The sequence below is a fragment of the Bacillus sp. ISL-34 genome, assembly GCF_018613325.1.
Taxonomy (GTDB): Bacteria; Bacillota; Bacilli; order Bacillales; family DSM-1321; genus Peribacillus.
Window position 1 is genome coordinate 1 of the sequence record NZ_JAGGQJ010000046.1, and the last position, 13,165, is coordinate 13,165.

Consider the following 13,165-nt stretch of genomic DNA (forward strand, 5'->3'; position numbering starts at 1 on the left):
TTTGTTCAGTTTTCAAAGAGCGATTTATCGTCGTTACTTCGTAAGCGACTTTATTATCTTATCACTTACCCAATCTAATGTCAACAACTATTTTATGTTGTCTTTTTGATTGAGTAATTTATGATGTCGTTATCAGGCGACTCCTAATATATTATCAGGTTGATGAGTTATCGTCAATGGTTTAATTAGTTTTTTTAAAAAAAACTATAACATGATAAAAACCCCAAGGAGATATCCATGAGGTTTTCATAAGAATGACTTCGGCGCAATTCCTTTAGATGATCCAATAACCAATGGCTGCCAAAGCGGCAACCCCCGGTATTCCAAGCAGGCCGGCAACTGCCGAGGTAACAGGATTGATAGGTACATGAATGCCTGCTTGATTCCCAAGTGTATTCAAAAAGAACAAAAATGCTGCACCGATAATGATCTTTATAATCCCCTGCCCTATGAACCGGACGGGTCTTAATGGCGCCCCGATAATGAGGAGCATTAAAATCAGGCCGCCAATTACGGCAACAAAGACAACTGGTTCCAAACTCATTCCTCCCCGCAAGCTTGTACTAAACTTATATGAAGGGATCGATGGATTAAGAACTGAAAAAAATGGCCATGAGGAATACGAAATCCTTCACAGCCATTTCCTTATCATCTTTTTAAGCGGACATTCCTTCTTTTAACTTCCCTGAATAAGTAGAAATATTTCACTTCCGCCAGTCTCGTTTGGGCGATTACTTCCTCAGATGGATCAACGCTTTTTTCAAGTAATGATTTTTGATTATGCCAATTCCATTTCAACTGTTCAAGCTCTTCGATTAATGAATCATTGAATTCATTCCGAAGTTTCTTTTTTTTACGAAAGAACAAGTGAAGTCCTCCCAGCTATCTTATATTTCTCTTCTTCCTTCAATTGCTTTTGATAGCGTCACTTCATCCGCATACTCCAAATCTCCGCCAACAGGAAGTCCGTGGGCAATTCGGGTCACTTTGATTCCTGATGGCCTAAGCAACCGCGAAATATACATGGCCGTCGCTTCACCTTCAATGTTAGGATTAGTAGCCAAAATGACCTCCAGCACCGTTTCATCTTGCAGGCGCTTCAGTAAATCAGGAATATTTATATCTTCCGGACCGATTCCGTCCATCGGGGAAATACTGCCATGCAGTACATGGTATAAACCATTGAACTCTCTCATCTTTTCCATAGCTATTACATCTTTCGGGTCCTGAACCACACAAATCAAACTTCTGTCCCTCTTTTGATCTTCGCAGATATAACAGGGATCTTGATCTGTAATATGACCACAGACTGAGCAATACATAAGATTCCGCTTAGCATTAACAAGTGCCTTTGCAAAATCCAAAACAGTATCTTCCTTCATGCTTAGTACATGAAAGGCTAATCGAGCAGCCGTTTTAGGACCAATCCCCGGCAACTTCATAAAACTGTCAATGAGCTTGGAAATTGGTTCTGGATAATGCATCGAATTCCTCCTAAAAATTTCAAAAGAAACCCCCTGAAAGGAAGTTTCTTTTGAACTTGCTTAAAACATACCCGGAAGGTTCATTCCCTTAGTGAATTGTCCCATCGTTTGGTTTGTCAGTTCTTCTGCCTTTTTCAAAGCATCGTTGGTCGCAGCCAGCACTAAATCCTGAAGCATATCGATATCATCCGGATCGACAACATCCGGTTTGATGATTACATCGACGATTTCTTTATGTCCAGTCACGATGACCGTTACCATTCCGCCGCCAGCCGTTCCTTCAACCTTTTTTTCACCTAATTCTTCTTGTGCCTCTGCCATCTTCTTTTGCATCTTTTGCATTTGTTTCATCATGTTCTGCATATTACCGCCGCGCATACCCATTTTTCTTACCTCCAATTATTCTTTAATTTCAAGTAAATCATCGCCGACTAATTTTCTAGCCTCTGCTATAAAGGGGTCTTCTTCTTTTGATTCCGTTTCTTCTGTACCGTCGAACTGCTGTGTTGAGATGAAGTCCTCCCGCAACCTTTGCCACTGGCTCTCCGGAACTCCAGCTATCTCCATTCGGTGTCCGGTCAATTGCTGCATGATCGAGGCTATCACTTCCACGAAACGGTTATTTTCCATTGCCATTTGGCAATGAATATCATATTTGAATTTTACCACAAAAGCTTCAGTTGACGCAGCAACAGGTTCTGCCTCCGTCAATAAAGCTGCCAATGACTTTTGGTTTTGCTGACCTAACTGTTCAAGCACTTCCCCCCACTTACTTTTCACAGCATTAAGACCTGGTTTTGTAGCTTGTTTCAAAACTTGATTGATCTTTCCTGCAGGTGCTTTATATGTCTTTTTAACGGCCCTTTGCGCCTTAGCCTGCTCTGCAGGCTTTTCTGTCATGGCTGCCGGAATGCCGTTTTTCTGCATTTCGATCAATTTATTCTCTAAATCTTCTATTTTCTGCTGCAGCTGTTGAAGCTGCCCGTTATCATTTTGATTTGGCCTTTGCTCATTACATAACTTCACTAGTGCCACTTCAAGGAAAATCCTTGGATGATTTGTCCATTTCATATCCTGCTGTGTTTGATTGAAGCTTTCAATAATGGAGTAAATCGATTCAGAAGAGATTACTTCTGCCAATTCCTTAAATTGGGGATCTATCAAAACACGCTCGAAGGATTCTGCCAGTGCCGGTGCCGTTTGAAACAATAGCATGTCACGGAAATAATAAATCATGTCTTCTATGAACCTAGCCGGGTCCTTTCCCATGGCCAGCAATTCTTCAAGGACTTCAAGTGCCACCGCTACTTCTTTATCATATATAGCTTTTGCCAGCCGGCTTAAAAACGCCTGCGAAACAGAACCGGTGACAGTCAATGCATCTTCCACAGAAACCGTCTCTGAACTGAAAGATATCGCTTGATCAAGAAGGCTTAGTGCATCCCGCATCCCGCCTTCGGCTGCCCTCGCAATGATATGCAGGGCTTGTTCATCACAGGAAACACCTGTTTCCGCGATGATCTGTGACATCCTGCCAACTATATCTTGAGGCTGGATCCTTTTAAAATCAAACCTTTGGCAACGGGAAATGATCGTTAGCGGAATCTTATGGGGTTCAGTCGTCGCCAATATAAAAATCACGTGCTTCGGAGGTTCTTCCAATGTCTTTAAAAGCGCATTGAAAGCACCTTGTGAAAGCATATGTACCTCATCAATGATATAAACTTTATATGTAACCGCGTTCGGTGCATATTTAACCTTATCACGAATGTCACGGATTTCCTCGACACCATTATTGGATGCTGCATCAATTTCTATAACATCTGATATGGAGCCATCGGTGATTCCGCGGCAGGTAGCACATTCGTTACAGGGCTCACTTGTCGGGGCATGCTCACAATTCACTGCTTTTGCCAGGATTTTGGCAGCACTTGTTTTCCCTGTTCCACGTGGACCGGAAAATAAATAGGCATGCGAAACCTTCTGCCCGACCAAAGCATTCTGCAACGTTTTCGTTACATGTTCCTGCCCGACTACATCAATGAATTGTTGCGGCCGCCATACCCGGTATAATGCTTGATACCCCACGGAAATCCCTCCTTTTTTTCTCCACCTTGTTTATTATACATTACTGATTTCCTTAATATCAAAGTCTAAAAAGAAATTTCATCATTGCCTCATTTTTTTCAAAAATACCAAGCGCTTTACCTTCTTGGCATAAAAAAAAACCCACCCGATACGAATGAGTTTTTTGTTTATGTAAAATAACTGCCGTGCACCTTCTGTCGATTAGCAACCATAAGCGTTACTTAAGCAGTTAGCTCGGCCCAGGCAACCCTGCGGCACATGAGAACTTCCACTTAATGCTGCTTCCTTCCGGACCTGACATGGTTCATGGAGTCCCATTGCGCAGGACCCGGGCGTCAACACCACTTACTTAAGGCAGGCCCTACAGAATGCTAACCTCGAGAAGGGATTCAACCTCGCTAGAGCGGATTGCGAGTACAGGGCACCGCTACCTCCCCGTCTAGCACGGCAAAAGTAATACCAATTTCATAGCGTCATGACGACGCATAATTCATTATACTAAGGTAACAAAAAAAACGCAAGTGTTGTTCACGAACAGTTTGATTCCAAATTTATCAAATGAAGCAAAGCTTCATCTTCAACATTCGTTTTTCACTATTTATTTTCTTCAGCAATTTTGAGTGCTTGCTCTCTTTTCAAAGTTTTCTTTCTATCCCTAAGCTCTTTAAAGAAAGAAGTCAATATAAAGCCGCACTCTTCCCCTAATACACCGCTTGTTACATCACATTGATGGTTGAAGCGTTCATCCCGAAGTAAATCCATGAATGTCCCTGCACAGCCAGCCTTTGGATCATGCGCTCCAAAAACAACCCTTTTTACCCTTGATTGCAAGATGGCACCAGCACACATTGGACAAGGTTCCAGTGTTACATATAATGTCGCATCTTCAAGACGCCAACTGCCAAGTGCCTTGCAAGCCTCATTGATCGCAAGCAGCTCCGCATGTGCCGTCGCATTCTGTTCCGTTTCCCTCAGGTTATGTCCCGTCGAAATAACTTGATCATCTATTACGATTAAAGCGCCAATCGGCACTTCATTCAACATCTGCGCTTTTTTTGCTTCCTTTAAGGCTAAATTCATGTAATAAGCATCATCCTTCATAAAAAAACCCCCTCATATTAAGTAGGAGTAAACAGACAAATATAAGACAAAATAAAGTTCATACTACTTGTTCTAATGAATAGTAACGCATGCGGCATACGTGCTGCAAGTAAATTCTCACAATAAAGGAGGATATACCATGAATCGACCTGAATCGCCTTCTTTTGCATTGCTTATCATTGATATGATCAATGATTTCGATTTCAAATACGGGAATATGCTCCTTGCACATACGAAACTTATCGTCGATCCGATTTTGAAATTAAAAAAGCAAATGAAAGAAAACGGTTTTCCAATCATTTATATCAACGATCATTATGATTTATGGCAGGCTGACTTCGATAAAATTATTGCTAGATGTAAGAATGAAGGAAATGCCTCATTAATCGAACGGATAAAACCTCAACAGGACGAATTCTTTCTCATCAAGCCAAAGCATTCGGCATTTTATGGGACGGCACTCAATACACTGCTTAAACGATTAAACGTGGAAACCTTGATCATTACTGGCATAGCTGGCAACATCTGCGTCCTGTTCACGGCCAATGATGCCTATATGCGGGAATATAAATTATGGATTCCGAAGGATTGCATCGCTTCTGCATCAAAGGAAGATAATCATTACGCATTAAAGATGATGAACCATGTTCTCAAGGCATCCATAAAAGAATGTGAAGACAGTTAAGCATTCAATCGGACAAGGCACTAACCTACATACCTCCCCCAATAAACACTCTTTCATTCTCTTTCATTATCAACCTGACAAAAATGTCACTAAAGTCCCAAGTCTATGATACAATATCTCTTGGCGAAAAACCTAATAACCGGGAATTTCAGCTTGATACCTCATGAAGGAGGACAGATTGGATGAAATCCACCCCATTTATCACCGTCGAAGGTCCAATCGGCGTGGGAAAAACATCACTTGCAAAAGTTATCGCAGATCATTTTCAAATTTCATTATTGAAGGAAATTGTAGATGAAAATCCATTTCTCGGGAAATTCTATAAAGATATTGATGAGTGGAGCTTTCAAACAGAAATGTTTTTTCTGTGTAACCGTTATAAACAATTGGAAGATATCGAAAAAAAGTATCTTACTAATGACCATGCCGTGGTGGCTGATTACCATATATTCAAGAACTTGATATTTGCTGAACGAACGTTGAAGAACGAACAATACAATAAATACCTTGAAATATTCAATATTTTAACACGGGATATGCCTAAACCTAATATGGTGATTTATTTAAACGCAAGTCTAGATACTCTTCTCTCCCGAATCGGTAAAAGAGGTCGCGAATTCGAAAAAAATATATCCTCCATTTATTTAGAGCAGTTATCCGCGGATTATCGAACATTCATGGAAGCATTTGAGAAACAGCACCCTGACATACCTGTTCTTACATTCAACGGAGATGAGCTGGATTTTGTCGGGAACAAGGATGATTTGAAAACGATAATCAGCCAAATAGAGAATGCCCTGCACAAAGGAGTAAAGTCAAATGAACTTACGAAAGAAATATAATATTCCAAACAACGCCGTCATTACGATAGCAGGGACGGTTGGCGTAGGGAAATCGACCATGACCAATGCGTTAGCCGATGCCCTTCAATTCAGGACATCCTTTGAAAAGGTTGATACGAACCCCTACCTGGATAAGTTTTACGATGATTTTAATCGTTGGAGTTTCCACCTGCAAATCTATTTCCTCGCTGAACGTTTTAAAGAGCAAAAAAAAATCTTTGAATATGGCGGCGGTTTTATCCAAGACCGTTCCATTTATGAAGACACCGGGATATTTGCAAAAATGCATTATGAAAAGGGCACGATGAATGATGTGGACTACGAAACCTATACAAGCCTTTTCAACGCCATGGTAATGACGCCATACTTCCCGCACCCTGATTTACTTATCTATCTCGAAGGTTCGCTGGATGATATCCTTGACCGGATCCAAGAGCGTGGCCGTCCAATGGAACAGCATACCCCAATTGAATATTGGCAGGAAATGCACGGCCGTTACGAAGAATGGATTGATCAATTCAATGCCTGCCCTGTCCTTCGATTAAATATAAACGAATATGACCTTATGCAGGATGAAGCAAGCATCGAACCTCTTATAAAACGGATTGCCGAATATATGGAGCAAACCAAGTTGCTGCGAAATGTATAAAAAGAAAAACCACCGGTTATCCGGTGGTTTTAATATATTAGAAAACAAAAATTCCGTTACATATGTGTAACGGAATTCATCGATATCCAATTTATGCGCTGTGGTTATTAATAAGTTATGGAGGAGGTAGAGGGATTCGAACCCCCGCGGGATTTGACTCCCCTGTCGGTTTTCAAGACCGATCCCTTCAGCCGGACTTGGGTATACCTCCGTATCAACATTTATTATATTACATGGAATTAAAATTAAAGTCAAGCCCTCTATAAAGTTTTCTTAAAATAATTTTCAAACTTTGATAAAAAGGAGAATCAGCCTCTTTAATCAGAAGCTGATTCCTTTTGATTACGGTTTAATGACTTCCACACCACGCATATATGGACGTAATACTTCAGGAATGATAACACTGCCATCTTCCTGCTGATAATTTTCCAAAAGGGCTGCGACTGTACGGCCTATTGCCAAACCTGATCCATTTAGAGTATGGACGTGTTCCGGTTTGCCTTTTGCATCACGTCTGAAGCGGATATTGGCCCGTCTAGCCTGGAATGCTTCAAAGTTACTGCAAGAAGATATTTCGCGGTACGTTCCATAACTCGGGATCCAAACCTCGATATCATACTTTTTAGCAGCAGTGAAACCAAGATCTCCCGTACACATGCTCAGCACTCGGTATGGAAGACCTAGCAATTGAAGGACCTTTTCGGCATGACCCGTAAGATTTTCCAATTCTGCATAAGAATCTTCCGGCTTCACGAACTTCACTAGTTCAACTTTATTGAACTGGTGCTGACGAATTAACCCGCGGGTATCACGACCAGCAGATCCTGCCTCTGAACGGAATGAAGCGCTGTATGCCGCATAGCTTATCGGCAGATCGTCCGCGCTCATGATTTCATCACGATGGAAGTTTGTCACCGGGACTTCAGCTGTAGGGATCAAGAAGTAATCATCACTTTCAATACGGAAAGCATCCTCTTCGAATTTTGGCAATTGACCTGTGCCAGTCATGCTTGCACGGTTTACCATATATGGAGGCAGCATTTCTTCATATCCATGTTCCTCAACATGAAGGTCTAACATAAAGCTAATTAAGGCACGCTCTAATCGAGCACCAAGACCCCTATAAAATACAAATCGGCTTCCGGTCACTTTTGCTGCTCGTTCAAAATCCAGGATGCCTAGATCTCCAGCTACATCCCAGTGTGGTTTCGGTTCAAACTTGAATTCCGGTAACTCTCCCCATTTACGGATTTCGACATTATCGTCTTCCGTCTCACCGACAGGCACACTTTCATGCGGAATGTTCGGAATGGAAAGAAGTAATGTTTCTAACCGGGCTTCCACTTCACGAAGCTCATCATCGAATCCTTTGATACGGTCACCAACTTCACGCATTTGGGCAATCAACTGATCTGCATCCTTTTTCTCCCGTTTCAATACGGCCACTTGCTGTGAAACTTCATTTCTTTGGCTTTTCAACTTTTCCGTATCAGCAATCAAATTCCGACGCTTTACATCCAGTTCCTCGAATTTACCTAAATCGGTTAAATCTTCTCCTCTAAATTGCAATACACGCTTCACTTCTTCAAAATTATTTCTTACATATTTCAAATCCAACATTTTCAGTTCCTCCTTAATATTTTGATGATTTATCAAAGAACGCAAAAAACTCCCGTCCCCTGAAGAAGGGACGAGAGTTAACCCGCGTTGCCACCCTAGTTGAAGGCCTATGAAAAAGGCCTACCACTTATCACGATAACGGCTTTTAACCGAAAGTATTTACTGACCCAAAAGGCTTTCCATACTCTGCTCCAGGAGGGATTCACAACACTCTCACACCGATTTCCACCAGCCATCGGCTCTCTATAGAAAGAAATACTTGTTACTATTTCCTGTCATTGCTTTCTTATATAATCAGATTGTTTTCCATAATGTACTATAATTTTATACATTTCGCAACCGTTTTATACGCGAAACTTAAAACCAGCCTTTAACAGTTGAAGCTACACTGCTCCATACGTCACCAAAGAATCCGCCAACCGCACGCATTGATAATACGAACCAGTTTGCCTTTTCAACAGATTCAGCAGCTACGACGTTAACCTTTACCGAATCGCCGTTGATGTACCCATAATCTTCTCCCTTTTTAGGAGTGACTGTGATGTAACCGAGCTTTTCACCTTTTTTGATTGGTGCAGTCAGCTTACCATCATCATTCAATTTGTTTTTATCGATCACTAAATCTGTTTTATAGTTATCTTTCTCACCATTTTCAACAAGTAGCTCGATTGCTTTTTCAGATTGAATCTTAACATCTTTTTCCTTGCCTTTTACTACTGAAAGCGTTTCTTTCCCTTTCACCTGGTAATGAGCTGGAAGGATTTTTTCTTTTTTAAAGGTAGCATAAGCATGGTTCATAAGCTTAGTGCTATCTGCAAAACGTTCGTTTTTATTAGTGGACTTCATAACCACCGTGATATAGCGCTGACCGTCCTGGATAACCGTCCCTGTATGGCCATAGCCGGCAAAGTCGGTAGATCCCGTTTTTAGTCCATCTACGCCTTTATATTCAAATATCAGGCCAGGCAGCATCCAGTTGAAGTTCGGATATTCTTTTCCATCACGGAATTTCAATTTGGAAATGCTTGCGATTTTTAACACTTCCGGATAATCATTTATTAATCGATAAGCAAGAAGTGCAGTATCTTTTGCTGTCATGATATTTTCATCATCTTCATCACCTGAAGGATACTGCCCTAATAAATCGGAGTTATTCAAACCGCTGGCGTTTACGAATTTATGATTTTTCAAGCCTAATTCCTTTGCTTTGTCGTTCATTAACTTTACGAAGCTTTTTTCACTTCCGGAAACTAGCTGTGCTAAAGCAACTGTTGCCGCATTTCCGGAATAGACTGCCATAGCTTGATATAGTTCCTTAACTGTATAGTCTTCACCTTCCGTTAACCCAACATTCGACAAATTGGGTGCTTTTGAAAGGTCATGTACGTATTTATTTATTTTAACTTTTTGATCCCAACTGATTTTCCCATTTTCAATTGACTCCATTATGATGTACTCTGTCATCATTTTAGACATGGATGCAATCCCTAATACTTTATCGGCATTTTTTTCATATACGATTTGTCCTGTTTCACCATCAATGATAATGGCTGCCTCTGCTTTTAAACCCAAATTATCAGATTCAGCAAAAGCTTCCCCCGGTTGATAGGCAAATTGCGACATAACAAGAACACAAACAAAAGTGAAAATGAGGGTCATCTTGCTGATTTTTTTCAATTTCCAATACCTCCAACTTTTAAGCTAATCTCTATTACAAAGGAGAAACTTTATGTAATTCCCTTGACACCTTGTCTAGTTTATCACAGAAAAAATAAAAAAAATAGACAGAGTAATCGCAGACTCTGTCTATTTCAACAATAAATTTTAATGACGATTATATGTTAAATTCATTACATTGAGTAGTTTGGTGCTTCTTTTGTAATTTGGACATCATGAGGATGGCTTTCCCTTAATCCGGCACCGGTCATTTTGACAAATTGAGAGTTTTCTCTCAACTCTTCCAATGTGGCTGTACCGCAATATCCCATACCTGAACGAATGCCGCCAATCAGTTGGAAAATGGTATCTGAAAGAGGTCCTTTGTATGGAAGGCGCCCTTCAATGCCTTCCGGTACGAACTTCTTGTTATCTTCTTGGAAGTAACGATCTTTAGATCCCTTTTCCATTGCAGCAACAGAGCCCATACCCCGATACACTTTAAAACGGCGACCTTGGAAAATTTCCGTTTCTCCTGGGCTTTCCGTTACACCTGCAAGCATGCTGCCAAGCATTACTGCATGTCCGCCTGCAGCTAGGGCTTTAACGATATCGCCAGAATATTTGATTCCGCCATCTGCGATAATCGTTTTACCATGTTTTCTTGCTTCTGTCGCACAATCGAAGACTGCCGTGATTTGCGGAACACCTACACCAGCTACAACCCTTGTCGTACAGATTGACCCTGGTCCGATTCCCACTTTCACTACATCAGCTCCCGCTTCAATCAATGCCTTCGTCCCTTCAGCTGTTGCCACATTACCGGCAATGATCGTCAATTCAGGATATGTCCCGCGGATTTCCTTCACCATTTCAAGGACGCCCTCTGAATGACCGTGAGCAGTATCAAGTACAATTGCATCGACATGGGACTTAACTAGCATTTCCACACGCTTCATTGTATCCTTAGTCACGCCGACTGCAGCACCTGCAAGTAATCTTCCTTGCTTATCTTTCGCCGAATTTGGGAACTCAATGACTTTCTCGATATCCTTGATCGTAATAAGTCCTTTAAGAACTCCATTATCGTCCACAAGGGGAAGCTTTTCAATTTTGTATTTTTGAAGAATCTTCTCTGCTTGTTCCAAGTTAGTTCCCACTGGCGCTGTGACCAGGTTCTCTACAGTCATGACACTGGAAATCTTCAAGGAAAAATCGGAAATAAATCGCAAATCACGGTTTGTAATGATACCCACAAGTTTTTGATCCTCTATATTGTTGACTACAGGAACACCCGAAATGCGATATTTCCCCATTAAATGCTCTGCATCGAATACTTGGTGATCTGGCGTTAAGAAAAATGGATCGGTAATTACACCGCTTTCTGAACGTTTTACTTTATCCACCAGTTCAGCTTGTGCCTCAATGGACATATTTTTATGAATGATACCTAATCCGCCTTGACGAGCCATGGCAATTGCCATCTCAGCTTCAGTCACGGTATCCATCCCTGCGCTGATGATAGGAAGGTTGAGCCTTAAGTTTTCAGCTAAGTTGACTTGAAGGTTAACATCTTTCGGCAAAACCTCTGATTTCGCTGGAATTAATAGGACATCATCAAAGGTTAAACCTTCTTTTGCAAATTTATTTTCCCACATTATTTTCCCCTCCTGCTTAAAAATATTATTTGTAGGTTATCAATAGGACATACTACTGTCAAGAAGAGAAATAAAAGTTTGATTATTCTATTAATTCGGAGGATAGCTGCAATGCCTGAAAACAATGATAATTTCGATAAATATACACCTTTTTTTTCCGCATCTTCCTCACAACTTTTTTTACAAAAATGTTACACGCATGAAAAAATAGCAGAAGCGGAAATAAAAAGTTACGATAATTGTTATCCATTTATTTACCATCTTGAACATGCTAAAACTTATTATAATCAGGCTGCCATTGCACCACTTTCCATACAACCAATCCTGACATTTTATGGATTCGCCCAATTGTTAAAGGCTTGTCTGCTTACGATTGATCCCAACTATCCGGAATCAACTTCGATGCTTGCCCATGGGGTAACAACGAGAAAAAAGAAAAAACAACAATATGAATTTTTAAAGGACGAAGTCAAAACGCAAAAGAATGGACTTTTCACCTGCATTTCCGAGAAGTTATTCCATATCAAGCATCTGGAAGGTGAAAAGTTTTCCATGGGGACGCTATTGAAGGAAATCCCAGATATGCAAAACATTACATGGTCGAGTTCCAAGAAAAATTTCGTCGCCATGTTACCCTCTTCGAATGGCTTTCAATTACCCTCGGCGATATTGGATAGCTATCAAATGTCCAGCAGTCGATTCGAAGAATTTTTGAAAGCTAAAACGAATCAAGTTTACAGTATTTCAGAAGCTCCCGGGACACTGCATTTAAAAACAGATGGCGTCCCTATTCATAATGCCACTTCCCCAGTGCGGTATAATTTGGCAGAAGGACAGTTCATGCTATCTCTAAATAAAGATTCGTCAGCTTTTTCATTACCTGAACTTCTGATCCATTATTTGATTTCTTATAACCTTAGCATAATAGCTCGTTATGAAACAGAATGGTGGGCAGAACTGTTGAAAACCATGCCTAATGATGATTACCCCTGCATTGTTCAATTCCTTAAAATAAGCCAAGCTAAGGTGCCATTCTTAATATTTGAATGGATCAGGTCCGAAAGGTTCCACTTTTAATCTTTCCAACATCCATTTGGTGATTTGATTTGGCCCGAAACGACAAAAAAAGACCAGCCGGATGGCTGATCTTTCAAAATGGCTTGGCGGCGTCCTACTCTCACAGGGGGAAACCCCCAACTACCATCGGCGCTGAAGAGCTTAACTGCCGTGTTCGGAATGGGAACGGGTGTGACCTCTTCGCTATCGCCACCAAACATAAAAGGAACGTTGTTCCTTCAAAACTAGATAATAAGAAGGCATTTCATTTTTTTAAAGCGTTGGTTAAGTCCTCGATCTATTAGTATCAGTCAGCTCCACATGTC

Annotated in this window: 13 protein-coding genes, 1 tRNA gene, 1 rRNA gene, 1 other RNA gene and 1 other annotated feature; of the genes, 4 read left to right on the forward strand and 12 right to left on the reverse strand. The window is 40.9% G+C overall.

Annotated features, from left to right (window positions below; genetic code table 11):
* Positions 1-274 precede the first annotated feature (274 nt).
* The 7 genes from J7E52_RS25910 to tadA all read right to left on the reverse strand — a co-directional run bounded on the left by J7E52_RS25910 (position 275) and on the right by tadA (position 4,673).
* Entirely contained in the window at positions 275-544 is a 270-nt protein-coding gene (locus J7E52_RS25910; protein WP_387552124.1) for a pro-sigmaK processing inhibitor BofA family protein, read from the reverse strand.
* Positions 545-648: 104 nt separating this feature from the next.
* Positions 649-867 carry a YaaL family protein gene (locus J7E52_RS25915; protein ID WP_034316261.1) on the reverse strand — a complete coding sequence of 73 codons (219 nt, stop codon included), beginning with the start codon at positions 865-867 and terminating at the stop codon, positions 649-651.
* A 20-nt stretch (positions 868-887) separates the two neighbouring features.
* Complete coding sequence (gene recR, locus J7E52_RS25920) at positions 888-1,484, reverse strand: recombination mediator RecR (protein ID WP_034316264.1); 597 nt, start codon at positions 1,482-1,484, stop codon at positions 888-890.
* A 60-nt stretch (positions 1,485-1,544) separates the two neighbouring features.
* Complete coding sequence (locus tag J7E52_RS25925; RefSeq protein ID WP_214751341.1) at positions 1,545-1,862, reverse strand: YbaB/EbfC family nucleoid-associated protein; 318 nt, start codon at positions 1,860-1,862, stop codon at positions 1,545-1,547.
* Between the two features lie 21 nt (positions 1,863-1,883).
* The gene (gene dnaX / locus J7E52_RS25930) at positions 1,884-3,572 is read right to left on the reverse strand and encodes a DNA polymerase III subunit gamma/tau (protein ID WP_214751331.1); all 1,689 of its coding nucleotides are present in this window, start codon (positions 3,570-3,572) and stop codon (positions 1,884-1,886) included.
* A gap of 183 nt (positions 3,573-3,755) precedes the next feature.
* Positions 3,756-4,020: signal recognition particle sRNA large type (gene ffs, locus J7E52_RS25935), an RNA gene on the reverse strand.
* A gap of 146 nt (positions 4,021-4,166) precedes the next feature.
* On the reverse strand, positions 4,167-4,673 hold the full coding sequence (gene tadA, locus J7E52_RS25940) for a tRNA adenosine(34) deaminase TadA (protein ID WP_214751332.1): 507 nt from the start codon (positions 4,671-4,673) through the stop codon (positions 4,167-4,169).
* A gap of 139 nt (positions 4,674-4,812) precedes the next feature.
* Here tadA and J7E52_RS25945 point away from each other — a divergent pair, with 139 nt between their 5' ends.
* From J7E52_RS25945 to J7E52_RS25955, 3 genes are all read left to right on the forward strand, one after another.
* Positions 4,813-5,358, forward strand: a complete 546-nt coding sequence (locus J7E52_RS25945) for a cysteine hydrolase family protein (protein WP_214751334.1) — start codon at positions 4,813-4,815, stop codon at positions 5,356-5,358.
* A 182-nt stretch (positions 5,359-5,540) separates the two neighbouring features.
* Positions 5,541-6,200 (forward strand): deoxynucleoside kinase, encoded by a 660-nt coding sequence (locus J7E52_RS25950; protein WP_214751335.1) that lies wholly within the window; start codon positions 5,541-5,543, stop codon positions 6,198-6,200.
* On the forward strand, positions 6,178-6,849 hold the full coding sequence (locus J7E52_RS25955) for a deoxynucleoside kinase (RefSeq protein WP_076373259.1): 672 nt from the start codon (positions 6,178-6,180) through the stop codon (positions 6,847-6,849). Before J7E52_RS25950 ends, J7E52_RS25955 begins: the two co-directional genes overlap by 23 nt.
* Positions 6,850-6,967: 118 nt before the next feature.
* Here J7E52_RS25955 and J7E52_RS25960 read toward each other — a convergent pair.
* The 4 genes from J7E52_RS25960 to guaB all read right to left on the reverse strand — a co-directional run bounded on the left by J7E52_RS25960 (position 6,968) and on the right by guaB (position 11,783).
* A tRNA-Ser gene (locus tag J7E52_RS25960) sits at positions 6,968-7,060 on the reverse strand.
* Positions 7,061-7,191: 131 nt separating this feature from the next.
* The gene (gene serS / locus J7E52_RS25965) at positions 7,192-8,469 is read right to left on the reverse strand and encodes a serine--tRNA ligase (RefSeq protein ID WP_214751337.1); all 1,278 of its coding nucleotides are present in this window, start codon (positions 8,467-8,469) and stop codon (positions 7,192-7,194) included.
* A gap of 63 nt (positions 8,470-8,532) precedes the next feature.
* Positions 8,533-8,757: a binding site (T-box leader), on the reverse strand.
* 69 nt (positions 8,758-8,826) lie between these two features.
* Positions 8,827-10,128, reverse strand: a complete 1,302-nt coding sequence (locus J7E52_RS25970) for a D-alanyl-D-alanine carboxypeptidase family protein (RefSeq protein ID WP_214751343.1) — start codon at positions 10,126-10,128, stop codon at positions 8,827-8,829.
* A 191-nt stretch (positions 10,129-10,319) separates the two neighbouring features.
* A complete protein-coding gene (gene guaB / locus J7E52_RS25975; RefSeq protein WP_101226085.1) occupies positions 10,320-11,783 on the reverse strand; it encodes an IMP dehydrogenase in 1,464 nt (487 codons plus the stop codon).
* A gap of 111 nt (positions 11,784-11,894) precedes the next feature.
* Between guaB and J7E52_RS25980 the strand changes: the two genes are divergently transcribed.
* Positions 11,895-12,860 (forward strand): YaaC family protein, encoded by a 966-nt coding sequence (locus tag J7E52_RS25980; protein ID WP_214751339.1) that lies wholly within the window; start codon positions 11,895-11,897, stop codon positions 12,858-12,860.
* Between the two features lie 81 nt (positions 12,861-12,941).
* Here the strand turns inward: J7E52_RS25980 and rrf are convergent.
* Positions 12,942-13,057: ribosomal RNA gene (gene rrf / locus J7E52_RS25985) — 5S ribosomal RNA — on the reverse strand.
* Positions 13,058-13,165: the final 108 nt, after the last annotated feature.

Coding starts and splice junctions, on each gene's coding strand:
- J7E52_RS25910 (WP_387552124.1), bottom strand. CDS start 544: ATGAGTTTGGAACCAGTTGTCTTTGTTGCCGTAATTGGCGGCCTGATT.
- recR (WP_034316264.1), bottom strand. CDS start 1,484: ATGCATTATCCAGAACCAATTTCCAAGCTCATTGACAGTTTTATGAAG.
- J7E52_RS25925 (WP_214751341.1), bottom strand. CDS start 1,862: ATGCGCGGCGGTAATATGCAGAACATGATGAAACAAATGCAAAAGATG.
- tadA (WP_214751332.1), bottom strand. CDS start 4,673: ATGAAGGATGATGCTTATTACATGAATTTAGCCTTAAAGGAAGCAAAA.
- J7E52_RS25945 (WP_214751334.1), top strand. CDS start 4,813: ATGAATCGACCTGAATCGCCTTCTTTTGCATTGCTTATCATTGATATG.
- J7E52_RS25950 (WP_214751335.1), top strand. CDS start 5,541: ATGAAATCCACCCCATTTATCACCGTCGAAGGTCCAATCGGCGTGGGA.
- J7E52_RS25955 (WP_076373259.1), top strand. CDS start 6,178: ATGAACTTACGAAAGAAATATAATATTCCAAACAACGCCGTCATTACG.
- serS (WP_214751337.1), bottom strand. CDS start 8,469: ATGTTGGATTTGAAATATGTAAGAAATAATTTTGAAGAAGTGAAGCGT.
- J7E52_RS25970 (WP_214751343.1), bottom strand. CDS start 10,128: ATGACCCTCATTTTCACTTTTGTTTGTGTTCTTGTTATGTCGCAATTT.
- guaB (WP_101226085.1), bottom strand. CDS start 11,783: ATGTGGGAAAATAAATTTGCAAAAGAAGGTTTAACCTTTGATGATGTC.
- J7E52_RS25980 (WP_214751339.1), top strand. CDS start 11,895: ATGCCTGAAAACAATGATAATTTCGATAAATATACACCTTTTTTTTCC.